Genomic DNA, 21,449 nt, shown 5'->3' on the forward strand with positions numbered 1-21,449 from the left:
ACATCGACTCAATCAAAGAAATAATGGAAACACACCGACCGTTCGCCGGGCTCACTCACGGAGCGTTTCGGCGATGGCGTCGAGTTCGTCGTCGTCGAGGTCGGGCCGCTCGCCGGCCACCGCGTGGATCGGCGCGCCGCCGTCGCCCTCGAATCGGGGGACGATGTGGACGTGGACGTGCGGAACCTCCTGGCCGGCCGCCGTGCCGTCGTTGATGCCCACGTTGGCGGCGTCCGCGTCCACGGCGGCCTGCACGCGCGGGGTCAACTCGGCGACGACGTCGAAGATCGCCCCCGAGAGATCGGCGGGGAGATCGCCGACGTGCTCGTGGTGGGCCTTGGGGATGACGAGCGTGTGTCCCCGCGCCAGCGGGTTCGCGTCAAGGAACGCGAGCACGTCGTCGGTCTCCGCCACGGTTCGCGCCGGGATGTCGCCGTCGACGATCGAACAGAAGATGCAGTCGTCCGACATACGCGATCGGTTTGCGGCCGCGAGTATCAAGGTTTCCCGTCAGCCGACCCGCCGTCGGGACCGAACTGCGCGCGGTCACTCCTCGAACTCCGTCAGCTCGGGATCGGTCTCCGCGTCGATCTCGGCGTGCACCGCCCGATAGGTCTCCCGGTAGCGCCAGATCTTCCGCAGGAGGACGAACCCGAAGATCCCGTCGAAGATGAGCACGTAGACGACCAGCGACGGGAACGACCCCAGTCCCGTCACCGCGCCGATCAGCCCGCTGCCGATCCCGACCGTCGAGTTGTACGTCGCGTGGATCACGGCGGCGATCGCGATCCCCTTCAGAACGAGCGGCCCCCGGTGTTCGGGGTTGAACTTCGCGAGCCCGAGGTAGTAGCCCGCGAACGCGGAGTAGATGACGTGGCCCGGCCCGGCGAACGCGCGGACCGCCGCGATCCCGTCGCCCGCGCCGAGGATCGCCAGGCTGATCCCCATCTCTACGGCGTCGACGCTCCGCGAGATGTACAGGAGGTTCTCGATCGTCGCGAACCCCAGCCCCGCGATCGCGCCGTAGACGGCGCCGTCGATCACTGCGTCGAACCGGACGTCGGTGTAGGCGTACAGCCGCACCGCCAGCAGCTTGACGGTCTCCTCGACGGGGCCGACGACGATGAAAAAGAAGACCACCTGGCCGAGGCCGGCGAAGGGCCCGAACAGGCTCGTGACCGCCGAGTTGAGCACCGCCGCGAACGTCGCGGTCAACACGGCAAGCAGGAACGTCGCGACCAGCAACGAGAGCGGTTCGGTCGTGGTCACGTCGCTTGCGCGGACGTATCCGGCCAACGCCGCGGCCGGGACGATCGACAGCACCGTGAGGACCCGGATCACCGGATCCGCGAACGCGCCGAGCGCTCCGATCCCGAGCAGGATCGCCGCCGCGAGCACGATCACGAACGCCTTCGTGCCCGTCGTCAGCGTCCAGTAGCCGGTGACCGCGGCGCGATCGAGGAGCGTTCGCGGCTCCCAGGTCGCGACGTCGTAGAGGTCACGTCCCGCGTCGTCCGCGCTCTCGATGGGGTCCGTCCGGTCTGGCATATGCGTCCCATCATCCGCCGGGTAGTAAGGCCTTGCCACGCCGACGATCGCCGTCCTCCTTTCGGGCGGTCGACCGCGACGAACCGCGAGGCTTCAAAAGCCCGCCGCCCCAACCGCGCGTATGCACTTCGATCAGCGCACCCAGCAGGCGCTTCGCGAGGCCGGCCTCGAGACCGACGCCATCCGTGAGGCGAGCGACCGAGTCGCCGAGCTGGTTCGGGAGGACGCCGCGACGATCGAGTCGTTCTTCGGCGACGGCGGGACGTTCTACTCGGATATGGAGACCGCCCACGGCCCCGACGGGCCGACCGAACACGAGGTCGCCGGAGCCGATCTGTACACGCACGGCGGCGACCTCCGCGGCTACCTCTCGTTCGACTCCTGGGGCGTGCCGGTCGAGGACGGTCGCGTGCTCTCGGCGGACGTCGTCGAGCTGACGCTGGGCCCGACGGTTCACGACCGCGTCCGCTTCGCGCGGACCGTCGACGATCTATGAACGTCCGCGTCCGCGGGATCTACGCGACCGCGCTCACGGCGGCGTTCGGCGCCGCCGGCCACGACGTCGTCGATGCGTCCGCGCCGATCCGCGAGCGCTTCGCGGTCGACTCGCTGCCGGACGCTCGCGGGCCCGCGCCCGTGGACGCCTCGGTTCGAACGACCGGTGACCGACAGGGCGTCGGCGTCCACGGCGACGGTGAGGCGGTGGCAACGCTGACGGACCAGCTGCGCGCGGTCGGGATCGACGCGCTCGCCTGGCTCGATCCGACTCCCCGGGGTGCCGTCTTCGACGGCGAGGTGACCGAGACGCTCGGCGGCGGGGCCGTCGTCCGGCTGGCCGACGATCCGGACGCCGTCCGTGACCCGTTCGCCGGCACTGACCGTGGCGCGTCCGACGGCGCGTGGGCGGTGGCGGCGTCCGCGGCGTCCGGCGTCGCGGTCGGGGGTCGCGGAGCGGTCGAGGGCTACCTCCCGTACGGCGAAACCGCGGATCGGATCACGGTCGGCGACACGCTTCGCGTGCAGGTTCGCGAGCCCGCGCCGCCGTGGGACGACCGCCGACCGGAACTCGGCGTCGACCTTCGCGTTCCGGGGGCGCTCGCGTCGCTCGTTCCCGGCGAGGGGACGCGCGTGGACGCTCGCGATGACGCGGCCGGCCGCGAGCTGGCCGGGATGGCCGACCTCCTCGGACTGGAGCCGCCCGAGGGGTGGGGGATCCGCTGGCATCGGCCGGCGGTCGACGCCGGGATGGACGCCCTGGAGGCGGGTCTCTCGCGGGCGATCGACCGCCTCGACGCGGTTGCAGCCGTTCGCGAGGAGGACGTCGCCGCGCCCCGTCCGCTCGCGGCACCGGTCGCCGGCGCCTGGGTCTGGTTCGGCCGCGAGTCGCGGTTCGCCCTCGACGACCGACGCCGCGAGGTGACGACGACGATGCCCGGTCACCACCGCGTGAAGGCCGGCTCGGAGGGCGCGAGCGCCGGCGTCGACTTCGTGGAGGCGTTCTGTTCCCCCGAGACGCTCGCGGTGGGGGCGGGTGTCGACGACGCTTCGGGAGCCACTGACGACGGGGACGACGTCGAGTTCCCGTTCGGCGTCGTCACCGAGACGTTCGGCCCGCTCGTCGGCGACCGCGTTCGGATCGCCCACGGCAAGCCTGCGGGCCACCTCGTGGTCCTGGGCGACGGCGAGGTGACCGACCGCGACGCCGACGCGGGCCGGATCACCGTCGAGCGGTCGATGACCGCCGGCGGGACCTACGACGCGCTCGAGATCCCCCGCGAGTCGGGCGACGTCGCGACGACGACGTTCACCGAGGGACGGTGGTGGTACCCCACCACCTATCGCGACGACGCCGGCGATCTGAAGGGGACGTACGTCAACGTCTGCACGCCCGTCGAGGTGTTCCCCGGGACGGTTCGCTACGTCGACCTCCACGTGGACGTGATCAAGCACGCCGACGGAACCGTCGAACGCGTCGACGACGACGAGCTCGACGCGGCGGTCGCGGCGGGAACCGTTCCCGAGCCGCTGGCGGAGCGGGCCCGGTCGGTCGCCGCGTCGATCGAGAACGCGCTGTGACCCGAGCGCCGTTCCGTCCGTAACGGGGCGCCGGGCGCGCCGCTCAAGTGTCTGCGCCGCCAACGAGGAGCGTGAGCGACGCCGACTCCCCGCTGTCGGAGGACCGTCCGACCGTCGACCGGCCGTTGCGCGTCGATGCCCCCTTCGAGCCGGCCGGCGACCAGCCCGACGCCATCGAGGCGCTCGTCGAGGGCTACCGGGACGGCGCGACCGAACAGACGCTGCTCGGCGTGACGGGGTCGGGCAAGACGAACACGGTCTCGTGGGTGGTCGAGGAGCTGAACCGGCCGACGCTGGTGTTGGCGCACAACAAGACGCTCGCCGCACAGCTCTACGAGGAGTTCCGCGAGCTGTTTCCCGACAACGCCGTCGAGTACTTCGTCTCCTATTACAACTACTACCAGCCCGAGGCGTACGTCGAGCAGACGGACACCTACATCGACAAGGAGATGTCGATCAACGAGGAGATCGACCGGCTGCGCCACTCGGCGACGCGGTCGCTTTTGACGCGGGACGACGTCATCGTGGTCGCGTCCGTCTCCGCCATCTACGGGCTCGGCGACCCCGGGAACTACCGCGAGATGGCCCTGGAGCTGTCGGTCGGCGACCGGATCGGCCGGGAGGACCTGTTGGCCGAGCTGGTCGACCGGAACTACGACCGCAACGACGTGGACTTCACGCAGGGCACCTTCCGCGTCCGGGGCGACACGATCGAGGTGTTCCCGATGTACGGCCGGTACGCGCTCCGGATCGAGCTGTGGGGCGAGGAGGTCGACCGCATCCTGAAGGTCGACCCGCTCCAGGGCGAGGTCGTCTCCGAGGAGCCCGCCACGCTGATCCACCCCGCGGAACACTACTCGATCCCCGAGGCAAAGCTGCAGCAGGCGATCGAGGAGATCGAGACGCTTCGAGACCAGCGCGTCCGGCAGTTCGAGCGGGAGGGCGACCTCGTCGCCGCCCAGCGCATCGACGAACGGACGACCTTCGACCTCGAGATGCTGCGGGAGGCCGGCTACTGTTCGGGCATCGAGAACTACTCGGTCCACATGGACGACCGCGACCGCGGCGACCCGCCGTACACCCTGCTCGATTACTTCCCCGACGACTTCCTGACGGTGATCGACGAGTCCCACCAGACGATCCCCCAGATCACGGGCCAGTACGAGGGCGACAAGTCCCGGAAGGACTCGCTGGTCGAGAACGGCTTCCGGCTGCCGACCGCCTACGACAATCGGCCGCTCACCTTCGAGGAGTTCGAGGCCAAGACCGACCGAACCCTCTACGTCTCCGCGACGCCCGGCGAGTACGAGCGCGAACACTCCGCGCAGGTGGTCGAACAGATCGTCCGGCCGACCTACCTCGTCGACCCCGCCGTCGAGATCGCCGACGCGACCGGGCAGGTGGACGACCTGCTCGAGCGCATCGACGACCGGATCGAGCGCGGCGAGCGGACCCTCGTGACCACGCTGACGAAACGGATGGCCGAGGACCTCACCGAGTACCTCGAGGAGGCCGGCATCGAGGTGGCGTACATGCACGACGAGACCGACACCCTCGAGCGCCACGAGATCATCCGGGACCTTCGGCTCGGCAACATCGACGTCCTCGTCGGCATCAACCTCCTCCGGGAGGGGCTGGACATCCCCGAGGTGAGCCTCGTGGCGATCCTCGACGCCGACCAGGAGGGCTTCCTCCGCTCGACGACCACGCTCGTCCAGACGATGGGGCGGGCCGCCCGCAACGTCAACGGCGAGGTCGTCCTCTATGCGGACGAGGTGACCGACTCGATGCAGGCTGCCATCGAGGAGACCCGCCGCCGCCGGGCGATCCAACGGGAGTTCAACGAGGAACACGGCCACACGCCGACGACGATCGACAAGCCGGTCGGGGAGACGACCCTCCCCGGCTCGAAGACGGACACGAGCGGCGTCTCCGTCGGCGACGTCGAGACCGAGGAGGAGGCCCACGACCGGATCGAGGCGCTCGAGGAACGGATGGACGAGGCGGCCAGCAACCTCGAGTTCGAGCTGGCGGCCGACATCCGCGACCGGATCGCCGAGCTGCGGTCGGCCTTCGAGCTCGACGAGCGCGAGGAGGGGACCGTTCCGGAGCCGGCCGTCGAGGAGTTCTAATCGCCCGCGAGGCGGGCGCCGTCGACGACTCGTCCGGGGACTCGACTACCGGATCTTTCGGACGTCGGTGACGTCGAAGCCGCCCTCGTGGATCTCCGTCTCGAACCGAATGATGTTCTCCTCCTCGAGCCGGGAGAGGACGCCCCGGAACTCCCGGACGACCATCGTCCGGGCGCGCTGTGACCCGCCCGTCTCCCAGGTGAACCGGAACGTGCCGCTGACCGCGTCCATCAGGATCCCCCGTTCGGTGTCGGTGAGCGTGTCCTCGTTGACCAACAGCAGGATCAGCCCGCCCCAGTGGTGGGCCGCCTTCTTGAGCCCCTTCATCACCATCGCGATGTCGTTCCACCCCATCTCCTCGGAGATCGAGGAGACGAGGTCGGTGACCGAGTCGATCACGACCAGGTTGCCCGTGGCGTGTCTCGAGAGGTATTCGCCGAGCTCCGAGAGGACGTCGCCGTGGCGCTCCCGCTCGCCGAGGTCGCCGATCGTCGAGGGCTCCCCGTGGTACCAGTCGCGCGGGATCGGGCTCAGCTGGAAATACGGCGTCGACAGGTCCGCAAAGCGGATCCCCTCCGCGGCCGCCGCGGCGATCTCGTCGGCCATCGTGTAGCCGAGCTCCCGTTCGATCGCCGCCTTTCCCGAGGTGAACGAGACGTAATGGACCTCCGGCGGGACCTCCGAGGAGTCCTCCAACTCGCCGTAATACAGGTCGAAGAGCTCCTCGTCGTCCCGCGCGAGCACGTTCATCGCGGCGCTCGTGTAGAGGAACTCACGGGCCCCGGCGCCGGACTCCCCCGACAGCAACACGACGCTCCCCGGCGGCGCGCCGCCGCCGAGGATCGAGTCGAGCCGGGCGACCCCGAACGGCACGTTCGACATACCGGATAGGCGCGCGCGGGCACTTATAAAATGCAAGGAGAATACCCGCGCCTACGCCGTGGCGGAGGTCAATTCGCCGTGGATTCATCCCCGCGCCGTCGTTCCACCCGCGCGCCACGGTTCCGCCCCGCCACGATCCGGACGTCCCCGTCCACGCCCGCAGCTGCCAGCGCGTCCTCACCGGCCTCGAGCGCGGCCGCCGCGTGCTCGGCGTCGGTCACCCCGTAGACGGCCGGCCCCCACGAGGACTGCCCGGCGCCGGCGATCGCCGGGGCGTCCGACAGCGACGCGACGATGCCGCCGACCGGCGGCCGGTAGATGCCGCCCTGCTCGTCGGCGTACCAGGTGCCGTTGAGCCGACCCACCGCCGCGACCGCCTCGCCGAAGGCGTCCGCCCGCCCGTCGGCGATCGCCGGGAGGACGCGTCGCGCCACGATCCCCGCGATCCGGTCGGCGACGTCGGGGTCCGCCCGCTCGACCGCCGCCCGAATGCTCTCGTCCTCGTCGTCGCCGTTCCGTCCGGGCTCGGCGTCCGGGAGCACCAGGAGGAACCGCCAGTCGTCGGGGATCGGGTGCCGCGCGGCGACCGCCGGCACCGTCCACTCGCCGACCGGCGGTCGGCGGGTCGTGAACCGCGAGGTCGGATGGCCGGCGTCGAGGACGAACCCGCCCGCCTCGAAGGCCGCGACGCCGATCCCGGACCGGCCGCCGCGTCCGAGGTTCGGCGCGTGATCGCGAACCACCGCCGCCTCGTCGTGCGTTCGTGCGACGCCCGCCATCGTCGCCAACGCGAGCTGGGTCCCGCTGCCGAGCCCGACGTGGCGGGGGATCGCCGACCGGACCGCGATGGCAGCCCCCGGCACGCCCAGGAGCTCACACGCCGTCTCGGCGTAGCGGCGGACGTCCGCCAGCGTCCCGTCGCTCGGCGCGTCCGCGCCGCCGCGACCGTCGTCCGTCACCCTCACCGCGTTCGCGGGCTCGGCGGCGAGTTCGACTGCCGGCTCGTCGAGCGCCACGCCCAGGGCGCCGTAGAGTCGCTCGTGTTCCAGGCTCAGGTTCTCGAAGCCGAAATGGAGGCGGGCACCGGCGGCGACGCTGACGGGGGCCATTCGATCGCGTTTCGTCCCCCGGCCGCATAAGCGTCCCAGCCGTGGCGGCGCTTGCCGGCGCCGGAACCGACCGTGGCATAGTCGAGGTCGATCCCGTCGGATCAATCGAACAGCCCGTCCACGTCGGCCTCCCGTCCCCGTCTTCGCTCGACGTGACCCCGGAGCCTCGCGTACGCGACGCGCTGGCGGTCGGTCGGCGTGGCGTCCCCGGGTCCGGTGCTCGTCGCGGGGTCGCCGTCTCCGCTTTCGCGTGGGGCCCGTTCCGTCTCGCCCGCGCCGGCGACGTCGACGAGGAGGCTCCGGTACCGCGACTGGCCGGTTCCCCGCTCCTCGCGTGCGTACCGAACCGCGTCCTCGACGATCGACGGATCCATCGCGTCGGCGGCCTCGGCTGCGGCGACCGCCGCGCGAGCGATGGCGTCGAAGTCGTCCATGGATCCCGGTACGGTCGTCGCTCGGATAAGCCGTGCGTGCTGCCGGGGTGTAGCTGAAAATGGTTTCGAACGGGTGGATCCGTAGCGACGGACGGTTTCCGGACACGTTCAAGCCTCTCGGACGAATACCACGAGACTGTGGCCTCCCTACTCCACGAACGCGATCGTGATCGGCTGTCGTTCTCCGCGAACGAGGTGACCGGAGCGATAGGGGATTCGATTACGGTCCTCCCGCTCGTCGTCGCGCTCGCGGTGGTCACGGAGGTCTCCCTGCCGCACGTACTCGTCGCCTTCGGGATCTTCCAGATCGTCTGGGGCGTCGTCTACGGGCTCCCGGTCTCGGTCGAGCCGATGAAGGCGCTGGCCGCCCTGGGCGTGGCGGGCGCGTTGAGCTACGCGGAGCTGGCTCTCTCGGGAGTGATTTTGGGGATCGTGCTCCTCGTCATCGGCCGCTCGGGCACGCTCGCGCTCCTGGAGGAATGGATCGGCGAACCGGTGGTCCGTGGCGTCCAGCTGGCGGTCGGGCTGGTCCTGTTCGAGACGGCGGCCGGCCTCGCGGTCGGGGACCCGACCGTGGCCGCCGCCGGGATCGCGGTCGCGGTCCTCGCGGTGGCGGTCGGATACAGGCACGCCAGCGCGCTCGCCGTGTTGGCGGTCGGCGTCGGCGCGGCGGTTTGGGCCGCCGGCCTTCCGACACCGTCGCTCCCCGGCCTCCCCCCGCTGCCGGCCCTCGCCGACGGCGCCACTCGGGGCGCGGCCGAGGGGATGATCGCGCAGCTGGCGATGACGATCGGCAACGCCGCCCTCGCGACCTCACTGCTGTTCGCCGACCGCTTCGACGCCGAGGTGTCGGCGGACGACCTCTCGACGAGCATGGGTGCGATGAACCTCCTCGCGGTGCCGATCGGCGGGATCCCGATGTGTCACGGCTGCGACGGCGTCGCCGGAAAACACGCCTTCGGCGCCCGGACCGGCGGCGCGAACGTGGTCCTCGGCGCCGGCTACCTCCTTGCGGCGCCGTTTGCGACTGCGAGCCTACTGGCCGCGTTCCCGCTCGCGCTCCTGGGATCCCTGCTCGCAGTCGTCTCGCTGTCGCTGGCCGGAAGCGTCCGGCAATCCTCGAACCTCGCGCTCTCGGTCGGAATCGGTCTGGCGGCGCTCGTCGTGAACCTCGGCGTCGCCTTCACTTTGGGCGTCGTCGTCCACCTCGCGCTCGACCGGCTCGGCCGCTCGGCGGGCGACGCGTGACCGGTTCGATCGGTGCGTGGCCGGTTCGATCGGTGCGTGGCCGGTTCGATCGGTGCGTGGCCGGTTCGATCGGTGCGTGGCCGGTCCGGTTCTCACTCCTCGCCGCCGGCCATGCCGCCGACCACTCCGCCGGCCACGCTGCCGACCGCCCCGCCGATCGCGCCGAGCACGACCGGGTACGCGATGCCGGCGAGCAGGACCGCCGTCACGAGGTCCGGCGCGACCGAGCCGTCGTAGGTGAAGACGACCGCCCCCGCGACCGCCGGCGGAAGGTACCCGACGACGGCCGCCGTCCCGGCCACGGCGCCCTCTCCGGCCGTCTCGGCGGTTCCGATTCGAGCAAGGAGGGCGCCGACGGCGACCAGCAGGATCACGGGAACGAGGTACAACAGCGCGAGCGTTCCGTCGTCGGCCGCCGCGATGGCGTTCCACGACCGCGTGCCCCCGAGCACGCCCGCGGCGCGCGTCCGAACGAAGTGGGCGTTGTAAAACAGCCAGCCGACGCCCTGCCAGACGGCGATCGGCTCGCCGCCGAGCAGGTCGGCGATGACGTTGACCCCCTGGAGGCGCTCCTCGACCGCGCTGCCCTGCCAGAGATACGTGAGGAGGTAGCCGAGCAGGTACGCGCCGGCGCCCGCGACGGCGCCCGGAACGAGCGGCAGTCGATCGGTGAGGCTCTCGTCGCTCATGGCGGATGCCTCGCGTCGCACTCCGAAAGCTGTGGCGGTCACACGAGCAGGTGAGTCGGGAGTCGAAGAACCGGTCCGTGAGTCGGGAGTCGAAGAACCGGTCCGTGAGTCAGGAGTCGAAGAACCGGTCCGTGAGTCAGGAGTCGAAGAACCGATCAGGCTCGATCCGCGAGAGCCGCATCGCGTTCCCGGTCACGCCGAGGCTCATCCCCATGTCGCCGACCACGACCGCGAGCGCGACGCTCACCAGGCCCAGCGGGACGCCGAGCGCGAGCAGCGCCTTCACCCCGAGGCTCGCCCAGATGTTCTGGCGGATCACGCCGTTCGCGCGGTGCGAGAGCGCGTAGAGGTACGGCAGCTTCCCGATGTCGTCGCCCATCAGCGCGATGTCGGCGGTCTCGAGGGCGGTGTCCGTGCCGGCGGCGCCCATCGCGATCCCCACGTCGGCGGCCGCCAGCGCGGGCGCGTCGTTGATTCCGTCCCCGACCATCGCCACGTCGCCGTACTCCGCCCGCAACGATTCAACGGCGTCGACCTTCTCGTCGGGCAACAGCTCCGCGCGGTATTCGTCGACGCCGACGCGCTCGGCGATCGCGCGCGCCGTCCCCTCGTTGTCGCCGGTCAGCATCACCACGTGTGCGACGCCGAGGTCGTGGAGCCGCTCGACCGCCCGTTCGGCGGCCGGTCGCACCTCGTCGGCGATGGCGACGATCCCGAGCAGTTCGGCCTCCGTGCCGACGAGGATGACCGTCTTGCCCTCGCTCTCGAACCGCGAGATCGCGCCGGCCTCGAGGTCGGCACAGTCGTCGCGCTCGCACTCCTCGGGCGTCGTCTGAGCGACCGCGCCGCCGTCAGTGCGGGAGTGTGCGTGTGACAGGTCGAAGCCCAGATCCTCGAAGAGGGCGGGCTTGCCGGCGTAGTACGTCTCCCCGTCGACGTCGGCGCGGACCCCCTCTCCGGTGATGCTCTCGAACGCATCGACCGTCGGCAGCTCGTCGCCGACGCCCATGGTTCCCGCTCGCGCGAGGATCGCCTCGGCGATGGGATGCTCGCTTCGCTCCTCGAGCGCGGCCGCGTACCGCAGGAGGTCCGCGTCGCTCGCGCCGTCGAGGGGCACTACGTCGGTCACCGCGAGCTCGCCCTTGGTGAGCGTGCCCGTCTTGTCGAGGGCGATGGCGTCCACCTCGCCCATCGCCTCGAGGTGGACGCCGCCCTTGATGAGGACGCCGTTCCTCGCGGCGCTCGTGATCCCCGACACCACGGAGACGGGCGTCGAGATGACGAACGCGCACGGGCAGGCGATCACCAGCAGGGTGAGCCCGCGGACGAACCACGTTCCCCATCCGCCGTCGAACGTGTGAGAAAAGCCCGCGAGGCCCACGGTCGCGCTCCCCTCGATGAGAAGCGGCGGGAGCGCCACGGTCAGGATCGCCAGCACGACGATCGTCGGCGTGTAGTAGCCGGCGAAGCGGTCGACGAACCGTTCCTTTTCTGTCTTCTTCTCGCGTGCGCCCTGCACCAGTTCGATGATCCGCGAGAGCGTCGACTCCCCCGCGGTGGTCGTGGCCTCGAACTCGAGATAGCCCTCCTGCGTGATGCTGCCGGCGTACACCTCGTCGCCGACGCCCTTGTCGACGGGCACGCTCTCGCCGGTGATGGGCGACTCGTCCACCGCGCTCCCGCCCTCGACGACGGTGCCGTCGAGCGGGACCTTCTCGCCGGGACGGACGACGACGGTCTCGCCGACCGCGACGTCCTCGGCTGGAACGGTCGTCTCCGTTCCCTCGCGTCGGACGGTGGCCTCGTCGGGCGACAGCTCCATCAACTCCCGGAGGGAGTCCCGCGCCCGGTCCATCGCGTAGTCCTCGAGCAGCTCGGCGATGCTGAACAGGACCGCAAGCGTCGCCGCCTCGACGAAGTAGCCGATGCCGGTCGCCGCAATGATGGCGGTCCCCATCAGCAGATCGATGTCGAGGCTCAGGTTCTTCGCCGAGTAGTAGCCGCCGCGGACGATGGGCACGCCGCTGACGACGGCCGCGCCGAGGAAGAGCACGTCCGCCACGTGCAGCGGGTGCGTGAGAACGCTTGCCACCGCGACGTTCTGCGCGACCAGGAGGAACTCGAAGCCGAGCCCGAGGACGAGCAACGCCGCTCCGATCCACGTCTTCATCGCTCGCGAGCTCGTCCAGACCTCCGACGGAGGAGCGATCGCCGGCCCGCCGGTCGACGTCTCGCCGGCGGCGGCGTCACCGTCGCCGCCAGCGGCGACCTCGTAGCCCGCGCCCTCGATGGCCCGGATGACGTCGGCCTCGGTGACGCGGTCGGGATCGTAGGTGACCGTCGCCGTGCCGGTGGTCGGTTGGAGCGTGGCGTCGACGACGCCGTCGACGCGCCGGAGGCTCTTGTCGACCTTTCGTGCACACGACGGACAGTCCATCTCGGGAACGGCCAGGCGGGCGGTCAGGTCCCGTCGCCGCCCGCCGCCGCTCGCCGACTCTGCTGTGTCCGAAAGCTCCGTCATTACCTCGCCGTAGGAGCGGGAGTTCGATATACCTTTGTTGGAATATTCCAACCTCGGCGTCAACGCGGTGCCGGGCGGTCCGCCGTGACCCGCGCGTCGGCGACGTACCGCTTCGCCAGGTGCTCCTCCGCTCGCCGGAGTCGGTAGGTGAGCGTCGACCGCGGTACGCCCAGATGCGCGGCCAGCTCGCCGACGTCGATTCCCCGCGGCGACTCGTAGTATCCGTGCTCGACGGCGGCCTGCAGCGCGGCCTCCTGTTCCGGCGACAGCCCGTTCCGGTCACCCTCGCTTCCCCCTGCGGCTGCCGTCGTGTCCGTGCTTCGGAGCATCTCCGTCCGGGCACACTCCCCGACGGCCGTCTCGAGGGCGTCGAAGAACGCCGGCACGTCGCCATCGCCGGAGTGGATGAGACGCCAGGTGTAGTGGCGCCCCTCGTGACGCGTCTCGAACAGCACGCCGTCGCCGAGGTGGTCGCGAGCGATGTGAGGGACGGACGCGCAGGCGGGGGTGCGTTCCCAGTCGGAGTAGAGCACGAGCGTGTCGTCCGTCCGGTCGAGGACCCGGGTGGTCTGTGTGGCCCCGCAGTCGTCGGTCGCCAGACAGTCGGCGTAGTAGTCGCCGTCGCGGAAGGCGTCCGCAATGGCGTCGAGCGCGTCGGGGGTTCCGGTGGCGTGATCGACCCGCCAGAGACGCTCGGCCGTGGCGTGCAGCGAGAGCGAGCGAACGCGAGCATCGGGATGCTCGGCGAGGGCGTCCGCCACTGCGTTGCACCCCGGCTCGTATTCGAGGGCGAAGACGAGTTCCCGCATACCCTTCCGTACGGCCTCCTGAAACATAACGCACCGCGTTGGTCGTCCGTCATCCAACGACGCCGGTCCGCAACCGGATTATATAGCTTAGATTATATGTTTGAGGAAATTTCGTATCGTATACTTATTTGAAATACTATATAAGCGCATTCCGTGCTGGTGGTACTCCCGTGTCGTCCGGATCGGAAAGTCACCCATTTCGTTTGCGAGCGGTTTGGGGACGGTCGTCGTCAGATCGGGACACGCTCACCGGAACACGCGGTGTTGCCGAGAGTACTGCTCCCGTTCATTGACGAAGTTGGATCCCTGAAACGTCGCCATATGCGTTTAAAAACGCATATTGGAGGGATATATCGGGGGAGTATATCGGAAGAGTATATCGGGGGGGAACCGTTCGTTTCCGGATCGAAAGCGACGTCCAACCAGTACCGTCAGTCGACGATTCGGGTCACGCTTCGTCGAACGAAACGCGAGTCGGGATCGCGCTGCCGGCGGCCGGCCGATCGGATTTGTGGCTCAGCCGCGAACAATTACCCGATCACGACCGACTATTTATCAATAATATATACTGTATGTGGAAAATATAGTTCCAGAACGCCCGGCGGAAGCCGAACGTCACCACGATCGGCTCATTTTCACCTCGTCCGAAACGATATGTCTCGAACTTCACTCGACGGCTTTCACCCTCTGTGGGGATTGTATTCGAGTATCAATGAGATGTACCACTAACAGCGAGATACTGGCGAAGCCGACGCCCACGAACGTGGCTGGAATACCGAACGTGCCGCCCATGAGCTCCCAACCGATCCCGCTGGCGCCGCCGAGGCTCATGGACGTGATCAGTGCTCTTCCGGAGAACGTATTCCGGTTGTACAGAGCGATGTATACCGGGATCAGGAGGCCGCTGGTGAGTAGCACCGCCCGCAAATTATAGATCGTAATGATGGTCCCGGGCGGATTAACCGCTGCTGCGGTCGCAGTGATCCCCCAGAATATGGTCGAAAGGCGGGAAACGGTGAGTAAACGCTCGTCCGATGGATCGGTTGCAAAGTAATCGTATATGTCTCGAGACGTGGTGACGCCCACGGAATGTAATGCCGTGTCAGTGGTTGAGAGGATGGCGCTCATCACTGCAACGATGAGAACGGAACCGAGCGCCGTTGGCAGATATTCCATCATGAGGACCGGAAACGCTCTGTCGACGTTTTCGACGGCAAGACCGGCTGACGTGAGAGCCACCGTCGTGGCACCACCCAGCAGGACCAAGAAGACGTAAAACATCGATAAGATCACCCCGCCAATAGCGATGTGGAGTTTCGCCGTCTTAATGTCCTTCGTGGCATTGATCCTGATGATCCCCCGCTGGGTTGTAAGCAGCGTTCCGAAGAATGCGAGGATGGTCGCTGCTAACCCGATGCCCGTGTATGCGCCATCGCCGAGCGGTGCTACGTTGCCGGCGCTTATCTGCGCAAACCGCGTATTGATCGCGGCGATCCCGCCAAGATCAACGACCATATACAGAAAGGTGACGAGCACCGCGCCAACCATAACCGGTCCTTGAACGAGGTCCGTCCACGCGACGCTGACCAACCCGCCGAGCACCGTGTAGGTAATGAACACGAATCCGATCACCCAGACCATATATTTGTAGGGGACGCCGGTGATCGTGGTCACGAGGAGACTCGCACCGACGAGTTGCATGATGAGGAAGAACCATCCGTTTGCGAGGAGGATCGCTGCCGTGACTGGACGCGACATCTGCACGCCGGTCACGTCGGCGATGATATCCGGAAACGTGATCTTATCCAGTTCTCGGATCTTTCCGACCACGAAATAGAGTCCGCTCACTCCAAGCATTAAGCCCAGAATGACGCCCGTCATAAACGAGTAGCCACCTCCATAGATGGCACCGATAAAGCCGATCACGCTCGCTGCACTCACGAACGCTGCACAAAAGGACCACGTGGCGAGCCAGAGTCCGAGTTCCTTTCCGTACACCCAGAAGTCTTCGACGTCCTCGCCTTTCCGGTATCCCCAGGCACCGATCGCAAGGACGAGGAGCAGATAGATGATGAACACACTGATATAAACGACGTTAACTGCCATTCGTTTTCCCCCCCTTTCGTTCGGGAATCGTTTCGGTCACCGGCTGTCCCATAACCACGTGGACGATCGCGTAGTGGATCGCTCCAAGGCTCCCTGCTAGCACCGTCGCAACGAACACGAGGAACATGTTCGTTGGTATGCCAAGTACTGACATATATCCTGGCTATACACGACAGTATATAATTATTTCGGACGACGACGAATCGATCTCGCTCAGCCGCTTCTCCCCGTTCGTCCCAACCGCGACGGCCAATGGTGGATGCTGCTGATCGTACTCTGGTTATAGCGGACTCTTGAGTCGTAGCCCGTCCTCCGCGACGATGGTCTTGCCCCCGAAGGCTTGGGCAGCTCTCGACCGCAACGCGTCAGTGTCGAGATAGGGTGTGAGATGTGTGAGTACGAGCGTCCGTACACCGGCTGCGTCCGCGAGCTTTCCACATTCCGTGGGAGTACAATGGACCTCGTCCAGACGGTCGAGATACTCCTGATCCGGGTTGAAATATTTCGGCCACAGGGGCTTCTCCGAAGGTGGTGTCTTGAGCGATGGTCCGAGACAGCAGTCCTGAAGCAGCATATCTGCACCCGCGGCGAATTCAACGAGCCCATCGATCGCCGTCGTGTCTGCGGAGAACACGAACGATTCGCCGGTCGACTCGTCGTCGACTCGATATGCATACGTCTCGATCGAGTGATCGACCGAGAGCGCCGTGATCCGACAGTCTCCGATACGAGTCGAGAAGTCATCCACGACTTTCGTACAGTCGATGTCGTTGATCCCATCGAGCGATCGGCCGAACGATCTCCGGTACTCGAGATCGTCCTCGTATACGTCGCCCATCGAATCGACCAACGTCTGCGTTCCGGGTGGACCATAGACCGACAGGGACCGGCGTCCAAGCGTCCAACTCGCGATCGCGAAATGATAGAATGAGGCGTTGTGATCCATATGGTGGTGGGTGAAAAACAGCGTCTCGACGGACTGTGGACTCACGTCCGCCTCGAGCATCCGTTCGACGGTACCGGGTCCACAGTCGATGAGGATCGTTTCGCCACCGGACTCAACGAGGACTGCGGTTCCCGCCCTCGTTGGATCCGGGATCGGACTTCCGCTCCCAAGGATTGTTACGTCCATACAGTCGACCAATACGATAGATATTAAAATATTTTGCCTGTTCTGTTGACAACTCGGTGCCGAGCTACGACGGTGCCGAGAGTTCGAGTTCGATGATGTTTCTCGCGCCCAACACGGCGTCGGGAAGCGTCTCAGTGAACCGTTCTCCGCGGAACCGATGGGCGGGTCCGGACACCCCGATCGATCCCAGTGGCGATCCATCCTGCAGGATCGGACAAGCGACTGCTCGTCCGCCGTTGAGTCGCTCACCTCGATTCAGCGCAAACCCCTGTTGTCGGATCGATTCGAACTCATCGAATAGATCGGATCGGGTGGTGATCGTTTTTTCGGTATGTTTCGGAAGCCCGGTATGATCCAGGATCTCCGCGACGGTCTCCTCGGAGAGATGTGCCAGGATGGCTTTTCCTGCTGCGATCGAATGCGGTCGGCGTTTCGCGCCGAGATCGCCATAGGCCTGTATTGCATCCTCACCGCGTGCGTTGCAGATGAAATATATCCAGTCGTTTTCTAACGACGCCGCCCATGACGCTTCTCCGGTTTGTCTCGCCAGATCATCCACGGTCGACTGCACGTCTGAAACCAGCGATAACTTGTTTCTCACCGACATTCCGACGTTGAAGAACTCCAGGCTGAGTTCGTACGTTCCGTCGTTTTTCACGACATATCCTTGCCGCTGTAGCGCTGCTAAATGATTGTGGACCGTACTCGCGGCGCGGTCGAGACGTTCGGCCAGTTCCGTGACTGTGGGATCGTCTAACTCGTTGAGAGCTTCGATGACGTCGAAGACAGTCTCGGTTACCGTCGACCATTGTTTCGGCAGGTCATCGTCGGACATAGTCGCCCTATTTCGTGACGACGTGATAAACGCGTCGTCAGGATCGCATCGCCTCGTGCATTCTATTCGAACGTATCGAAAAGGCTGCGCTCTCGGTAGCCCCGATCAATATTCCTCCACGGTACTCACAAACATATGTTTGTAATTATACTGTCGTCGAGCGATGATGCCGTGCGTCCAGCGCGCGTGTTCTCAGTCGCTCCTGGCTCAAACTGTCACGGACTCATTACCGAGCGATCCCGTCCACCTCCTCCACTTTCAATCGAGCGGAACCACTATGCGTGAACGAACCGAGCGTTTCGTCCGAATGGCGTGAGGCGTGGCGCGACCGCCAGTGATATGCTTCGTCGTTCACCGTTCATCGTTCACCGTTCATCGTCCATCACATCCATTAATATAATTTATATTGGATGTTTTTTCATCTGGTGATTCCGGTATCGATCGTGTCGAATCAATGGTGACGCGAATCGGCCTCTTCGGGGTCGTTCGAAAGTAGCTCGCTTCGATCGCTGGACGCTACGTCGGTTATGACCTGCTTTTGAAGCGGTTTGCGGGTGTCACGACGGCCGTCGAGACCGCGATCGTCGATCTCATCGGCTTGGACTCGATTTCATCCTGAACATATCCGGATATACATTTATATAAATACGACAATTAAATACTCAACTCTCTATCATTTCAACACGCTCGGTATCGCTCACCGTCACGGCTCGACTGATCGACGACTCCGACGGTGGTCGACTCTCCCACCACCGACCGACGGTCGGCGATCGGCGAGGACCGTGGCGTCCCCGAACCGTGCCGCGTTCCGACGCCGTACCGGATGGCCTCCGGCATCGACGGAACGTCGCACAACCCCGAGACGCTCCCGATAACTTATAAGTGGTCCAGGATCTGGTCGGCCGCACTGCTCGGTTCGCTTCCGTCGTCGGTCGTCCGACCGCCATCCTCCTCGTTCTCCTCGTCCCAGGCCGTCTCCGGCCGGCTCTGGAGGACGAAGAACTGCTTGTCGTCGCCACGTCCCTCGATGGCCCATTCGATGTCCTGCGGTTCGTCGTAGTGGTCCTCGATCGTCGTCGCCAGGTCGGTCAGGCCGATCAGCTCGTCGGCCGTCACCGACGGCACGTCGCGCTTGTCGTCGTCGATCTCGACCTCCTCGGTGCCGGCGTCGGTTGGGACCGTCATGACGTCCTTCTCGGGGACGTTTCGGTCGACGATCTTGTACACGGGCTTGTCGACGAGGAAGCTGTCCGGCGTGACCACGCCGCTCACGACGGCCTCGCCCAGTCCCCAGTTCGATTCGATCCGGACCTTCGAGCGGTCGCCGTTCGCGGGGTTGACGGTGAACATCACGCCCGACGACCGGGCCTCGACCATCTTCTGGATCCCGACGCTGATGCGCACCTCGTCGCGGTCGAACCCCTGCCGTTCGCGGTAGGTGATCGCCCGCTCGGTGAACAGGCTCGCCATGCAGTCCTTGGTTCGCTGCGTGACCGCCTCGAGGTCGGCCACGTTGAGGTAGGTGTCCTGCTGGCCGGCGAAGCTCGCGTCGGGGAGGTCCTCGGCCGTCGCCGACGAGCGGACGGCGACCTGCAGGTCGTCCGTTCGCGTCCGCTCCTGCAGCCGTTCCCACGCCGATTCCAGCTCCGCGGCGAGGAACGGCGGCAACGGGGCGTCCGTGATCCGGTCGCGGATATCGCGGCTCGCGGCCGCGACCGCGCGCTCGTCGGCCACGTCCACGTCGGCGAGCCGGTCGGCGACGTACTCGTCGATCGACTCGGCCTCGAGGAAGGCGTCGTAGAACGCCGTGGTGACGGCGAACCCCGGCGGCACCTGGACGTCCTCGCCCGCCGCCATCAGTTCGCCCAGCGAGGCGTTCTTGCCGCCGACTAAGTCGACGCGCTCCTTCGTGCAACGGTCGGACGCGAAGTCCACGATGTATGTTGGGTCGGTCATTCTGATTCGGATATCGTCAGTGTGCGGTATAGTCGTTACTCAGCCTTCTCGAGGATCTCGACGGTTCCCGTGGTGCCGTCGACGCGGATCCGGTCGCCGGTCTCGAGAGTGGTCGTCGCCGTTCCGACTCCCGTGACCGCCGGGACGCCGTACTCGCGACAGACGATGGCGGTGTGGCTCGTCGCGCCGCCGTTGTCCGTGACTGCCCCGGACACCTTCGACAGCACCGGCGTCCAATCCGGGTTCGTGAGCGGCGCGACGAGGATCTCGTCGCGTTCCACCTCGCTCAGGTCGCTGCCCGATTTGACCACCCGCGCTTTCCCCTCGCTGGTGCCGGCGGAGGAGGCGAAGCCGTTCATCTCGCTTCCGTCCTCGTCCGCTGACCCGAGCCAGTTCCGAACGGTGTCGGTCGTGATGCCCCAGAGCATGATCACCATCGTGTCGGTGACCTCCTCCGGCGGATCGCCGATCGCCGGGGGCGGCGACCACTCCTCGGCTGCCTCGAGGATGCGCTTTCGGTCGGCGGCGTCCGTCTTCCAGTAGTTCGGCGCGTGCGCGCCCGCCCCCTGGGACCAGACCCGGGCGACGTCCGCGAGCAGCTCCGGCACCTCGTTGCGGCCGAACAGCGTGATGTCCCGGGGCTCCTCGAGGAGGTCGTGTTCGACCAGGAGCTCGCCGAACTCGTCGAGCTTCCGGAAGACGATCGTGTGAAGCCAGTTCTCTATCCAGAACTGGTGGTCCTCGGCGTGGTTGTAGACGGTCAACACGAGCTCGTGCACCTGGTCGAACCGGGCGCGCTCCTCCTCGTTCAGATAGCTCCGGTACTCGGCGACGATCTCCTCGCGCTCGTCCTGCAGCGCCTCGATGTCGCGTCGGATCTCCTCGCCGTCCTGGATCGCGGTCACCTTCTCGTGGAGGTGGTCGAACGGCTGCTCGAGCGTGTCGAGCCACGACCCGTCCTCGCTGTGATAGCCCCTGCTGACGGTGATGTGGAACCAGGGGTCCTTGGCGTCCTCGAAGGCCTCGAGGAACTCCCGGCCGGCCTCGGACTCCTCGAGACGAGCCATCTTCTCCTCGGGGCTCCCCTCCGAGGTGAGGATCTCCGGCACGCCGTCCTCGACCTCCATCGCCCGGTGGGCGAGGTCGTTCAGCACCTCGTCGGCGAGGAACAGGTCCGTTTCCAGTCCCGTGACCATCTTCCCGATGGCGTCGTCGCTGATGTCGGGGAAGAGCTCGTCGCACGTCTCCTGGAACGAGAGGTACGCCAGATACACCAGGTTGAGGTACTCGAAGTGGCGTTGCCACCCCCGAAGCGTCAGCTCCTGTAGCCGGTTGTACCGGCTTTGGATGTCGACCGCCTCCGGATGGAGTCCCTTCGATTCGAAGACGGCTTCCTCGGGCGCGTAGTCGGGCAGTCGGTCCGGGACCTCGAGGTCCCGAATCTCCTGCCCGATCTCCTTGACTGCGGGGAGCCATTCGTCCTCGTAGAGCTCCTCGAAGTTCTCGTAGACGTAGTCGCTGCGGTCGCTGAAGACGTCCTTACGCTCCTCGAGGAGCTCCGGGTCCGTACACGGGACCGGCGAGGCGTACGAGTACCCCGCGATGATGCGCAGGTCGATGCCCATCGCCGGCGGCACCGCGAACACCCGGCTCTGTGCCTGCGAGAGCTGCATCACGATCGATTCGACGCACAGCGTGACGTCCCAGGGTCGGAGCGGCTTCGGGCTGTCCTTCTGGTCCCAGAACCAGAACCGGTCCCGCTCCAGCTCCGCCCGCTCCGCCGATTCGCCGAAGCGGAAGTATCGGGGATACATCTCCTCCCACCCCTCGCATGCATCGGGAACCTCGACCTCGTCCGGCCATGGGAACCGGTCCGTCGGCTCCGAATTGCGTTGGTCTGTCATGTGTTACACTAACACTCTATACTACGGCGTGTCGTTATTCATTATTATACCTTTTGGTTGCACACGCG

General features: G+C 66.5%; 18 protein-coding genes. 4 read left to right on the forward strand and 14 right to left on the reverse strand.

What is annotated here, in order from left to right; all coding sequences use genetic code 11:
• Positions 1-51: 51 nt before the first annotated feature.
• Together CPZ00_RS07535 and CPZ00_RS07540 are read right to left on the reverse strand one after the other, a co-directional pair.
• Positions 52-471 carry an HIT family protein gene (locus tag CPZ00_RS07535; protein WP_096390336.1) on the reverse strand — a complete coding sequence of 140 codons (420 nt, stop codon included), beginning with the start codon at positions 469-471 and terminating at the stop codon, positions 52-54.
• 75 nt (positions 472-546) lie between these two features.
• Complete coding sequence (locus CPZ00_RS07540) at positions 547-1,548, reverse strand: PrsW family intramembrane metalloprotease (RefSeq protein WP_096390337.1); 1,002 nt, start codon at positions 1,546-1,548, stop codon at positions 547-549.
• 121 nt (positions 1,549-1,669) lie between these two features.
• On the opposite strand from CPZ00_RS07540, the gene CPZ00_RS07545 reads away from it, so the two are divergent.
• The 3 genes from CPZ00_RS07545 to uvrB all read left to right on the forward strand — a co-directional run bounded on the left by CPZ00_RS07545 (position 1,670) and on the right by uvrB (position 5,756).
• A complete protein-coding gene (locus CPZ00_RS07545) occupies positions 1,670-2,044 on the forward strand; it encodes a DUF7532 family protein (protein WP_096390338.1) in 375 nt (124 codons plus the stop codon).
• Positions 2,041-3,624, forward strand: a complete 1,584-nt coding sequence (locus tag CPZ00_RS07550) for a DUF402 domain-containing protein (RefSeq protein WP_096390339.1) — start codon at positions 2,041-2,043, stop codon at positions 3,622-3,624. Before CPZ00_RS07545 ends, CPZ00_RS07550 begins: the two co-directional genes overlap by 4 nt.
• Positions 3,625-3,695: 71 nt before the next feature.
• Positions 3,696-5,756 (forward strand): excinuclease ABC subunit UvrB, encoded by a 2,061-nt coding sequence (gene uvrB / locus CPZ00_RS07555; protein ID WP_096390340.1) that lies wholly within the window; start codon positions 3,696-3,698, stop codon positions 5,754-5,756.
• A gap of 45 nt (positions 5,757-5,801) precedes the next feature.
• Here uvrB and CPZ00_RS07560 read toward each other — a convergent pair whose 3' ends face one another.
• The 3 genes from CPZ00_RS07560 to CPZ00_RS07570 form a co-directional block, all read right to left on the reverse strand.
• Complete coding sequence (locus tag CPZ00_RS07560) at positions 5,802-6,638, reverse strand: RAD55 family ATPase (protein WP_096390341.1); 837 nt, start codon at positions 6,636-6,638, stop codon at positions 5,802-5,804.
• 68 nt (positions 6,639-6,706) lie between these two features.
• The gene (locus tag CPZ00_RS07565; protein WP_096390342.1) at positions 6,707-7,747 is read right to left on the reverse strand and encodes a beta-ribofuranosylaminobenzene 5'-phosphate synthase family protein; all 1,041 of its coding nucleotides are present in this window, start codon (positions 7,745-7,747) and stop codon (positions 6,707-6,709) included.
• A 101-nt stretch (positions 7,748-7,848) separates the two neighbouring features.
• Positions 7,849-8,181, reverse strand: a complete 333-nt coding sequence (locus tag CPZ00_RS07570; protein ID WP_096390343.1) for a hypothetical protein — start codon at positions 8,179-8,181, stop codon at positions 7,849-7,851.
• A 138-nt stretch (positions 8,182-8,319) separates the two neighbouring features.
• Between CPZ00_RS07570 and CPZ00_RS07575 the strand changes: the two genes are divergently transcribed.
• On the forward strand, positions 8,320-9,429 hold the full coding sequence (locus CPZ00_RS07575) for a putative sulfate/molybdate transporter (protein ID WP_096390344.1): 1,110 nt from the start codon (positions 8,320-8,322) through the stop codon (positions 9,427-9,429).
• Positions 9,430-9,521: 92 nt separating this feature from the next.
• Here CPZ00_RS07575 and CPZ00_RS07580 read toward each other — a convergent pair whose 3' ends face one another.
• The 9 genes from CPZ00_RS07580 to CPZ00_RS07615 all read right to left on the reverse strand — a co-directional run bounded on the left by CPZ00_RS07580 (position 9,522) and on the right by CPZ00_RS07615 (position 21,381).
• Positions 9,522-10,118 carry a transporter gene (locus CPZ00_RS07580; RefSeq protein ID WP_096390345.1) on the reverse strand — a complete coding sequence of 199 codons (597 nt, stop codon included), beginning with the start codon at positions 10,116-10,118 and terminating at the stop codon, positions 9,522-9,524.
• 136 nt (positions 10,119-10,254) lie between these two features.
• Positions 10,255-12,639 carry a heavy metal translocating P-type ATPase gene (locus tag CPZ00_RS07585; protein ID WP_096390346.1) on the reverse strand — a complete coding sequence of 795 codons (2,385 nt, stop codon included), beginning with the start codon at positions 12,637-12,639 and terminating at the stop codon, positions 10,255-10,257.
• A 59-nt stretch (positions 12,640-12,698) separates the two neighbouring features.
• On the reverse strand, positions 12,699-13,448 hold the full coding sequence (locus CPZ00_RS07590) for a helix-turn-helix domain-containing protein (RefSeq protein ID WP_096391637.1): 750 nt from the start codon (positions 13,446-13,448) through the stop codon (positions 12,699-12,701).
• 666 nt (positions 13,449-14,114) lie between these two features.
• Positions 14,115-15,554 carry a sodium:solute symporter family protein gene (locus tag CPZ00_RS07595; RefSeq protein WP_096390347.1) on the reverse strand — a complete coding sequence of 480 codons (1,440 nt, stop codon included), beginning with the start codon at positions 15,552-15,554 and terminating at the stop codon, positions 14,115-14,117.
• Complete coding sequence (locus CPZ00_RS15590; RefSeq protein WP_172861798.1) at positions 15,544-15,708, reverse strand: hypothetical protein; 165 nt, start codon at positions 15,706-15,708, stop codon at positions 15,544-15,546. Before CPZ00_RS15590 ends, CPZ00_RS07595 begins: the two co-directional genes overlap by 11 nt.
• A gap of 126 nt (positions 15,709-15,834) precedes the next feature.
• Complete coding sequence (locus tag CPZ00_RS07600) at positions 15,835-16,686, reverse strand: MBL fold metallo-hydrolase (protein WP_096390348.1); 852 nt, start codon at positions 16,684-16,686, stop codon at positions 15,835-15,837.
• A gap of 64 nt (positions 16,687-16,750) precedes the next feature.
• Positions 16,751-17,521 (reverse strand): IclR family transcriptional regulator, encoded by a 771-nt coding sequence (locus CPZ00_RS07605; protein ID WP_096390349.1) that lies wholly within the window; start codon positions 17,519-17,521, stop codon positions 16,751-16,753.
• Between the two features lie 876 nt (positions 17,522-18,397).
• Positions 18,398-19,477 (reverse strand): PEP/pyruvate-binding domain-containing protein, encoded by a 1,080-nt coding sequence (locus tag CPZ00_RS07610; RefSeq protein WP_096390350.1) that lies wholly within the window; start codon positions 19,475-19,477, stop codon positions 18,398-18,400.
• A gap of 35 nt (positions 19,478-19,512) precedes the next feature.
• Positions 19,513-21,381, reverse strand: a complete 1,869-nt coding sequence (locus tag CPZ00_RS07615; RefSeq protein ID WP_096390351.1) for a PEP-utilizing enzyme — start codon at positions 21,379-21,381, stop codon at positions 19,513-19,515.
• Positions 21,382-21,449: the final 68 nt, after the last annotated feature.

Origin of the sequence: Halopenitus persicus (assembly GCF_002355635.1) — an archaeon.
In the GTDB taxonomy this organism is placed as follows: Archaea; Halobacteriota; Halobacteria; order Halobacteriales; family Haloferacaceae; genus Halopenitus; species Halopenitus persicus_A.

Excerpts from the sequence above, each read along its gene's own strand:
- CPZ00_RS07605 (WP_096390349.1), bottom strand. The coding sequence starts at position 17,521 with ATGTCCGACGATGACCTGCCGAAACAATGGTCGACGGTAACCGAGACT.
- CPZ00_RS15590 (WP_172861798.1), bottom strand. The coding sequence starts at position 15,708 with ATGTCAGTACTTGGCATACCAACGAACATGTTCCTCGTGTTCGTTGCG.
- CPZ00_RS07580 (WP_096390345.1), bottom strand. The coding sequence starts at position 10,118 with ATGAGCGACGAGAGCCTCACCGATCGACTGCCGCTCGTTCCGGGCGCC.
- CPZ00_RS07545 (WP_096390338.1), top strand. The coding sequence starts at position 1,670 with ATGCACTTCGATCAGCGCACCCAGCAGGCGCTTCGCGAGGCCGGCCTC.
- CPZ00_RS07600 (WP_096390348.1), bottom strand. The coding sequence starts at position 16,686 with ATGGACGTAACAATCCTTGGGAGCGGAAGTCCGATCCCGGATCCAACG.
- CPZ00_RS07550 (WP_096390339.1), top strand. The coding sequence starts at position 2,041 with ATGAACGTCCGCGTCCGCGGGATCTACGCGACCGCGCTCACGGCGGCG.
- CPZ00_RS07540 (WP_096390337.1), bottom strand. The coding sequence starts at position 1,548 with ATGCCAGACCGGACGGACCCCATCGAGAGCGCGGACGACGCGGGACGT.
- CPZ00_RS07535 (WP_096390336.1), bottom strand. The coding sequence starts at position 471 with ATGTCGGACGACTGCATCTTCTGTTCGATCGTCGACGGCGACATCCCG.
- CPZ00_RS07585 (WP_096390346.1), bottom strand. The coding sequence starts at position 12,639 with ATGACGGAGCTTTCGGACACAGCAGAGTCGGCGAGCGGCGGCGGGCGG.
- CPZ00_RS07590 (WP_096391637.1), bottom strand. The coding sequence starts at position 13,448 with ATGCGGGAACTCGTCTTCGCCCTCGAATACGAGCCGGGGTGCAACGCA.
- CPZ00_RS07560 (WP_096390341.1), bottom strand. The coding sequence starts at position 6,638 with ATGTCGAACGTGCCGTTCGGGGTCGCCCGGCTCGACTCGATCCTCGGC.
- CPZ00_RS07595 (WP_096390347.1), bottom strand. The coding sequence starts at position 15,554 with ATGGCAGTTAACGTCGTTTATATCAGTGTGTTCATCATCTATCTGCTC.
- CPZ00_RS07610 (WP_096390350.1), bottom strand. The coding sequence starts at position 19,477 with ATGACCGACCCAACATACATCGTGGACTTCGCGTCCGACCGTTGCACG.
- CPZ00_RS07570 (WP_096390343.1), bottom strand. The coding sequence starts at position 8,181 with ATGGACGACTTCGACGCCATCGCTCGCGCGGCGGTCGCCGCAGCCGAG.
- CPZ00_RS07565 (WP_096390342.1), bottom strand. The coding sequence starts at position 7,747 with ATGGCCCCCGTCAGCGTCGCCGCCGGTGCCCGCCTCCATTTCGGCTTC.
- CPZ00_RS07615 (WP_096390351.1), bottom strand. The coding sequence starts at position 21,381 with ATGACAGACCAACGCAATTCGGAGCCGACGGACCGGTTCCCATGGCCG.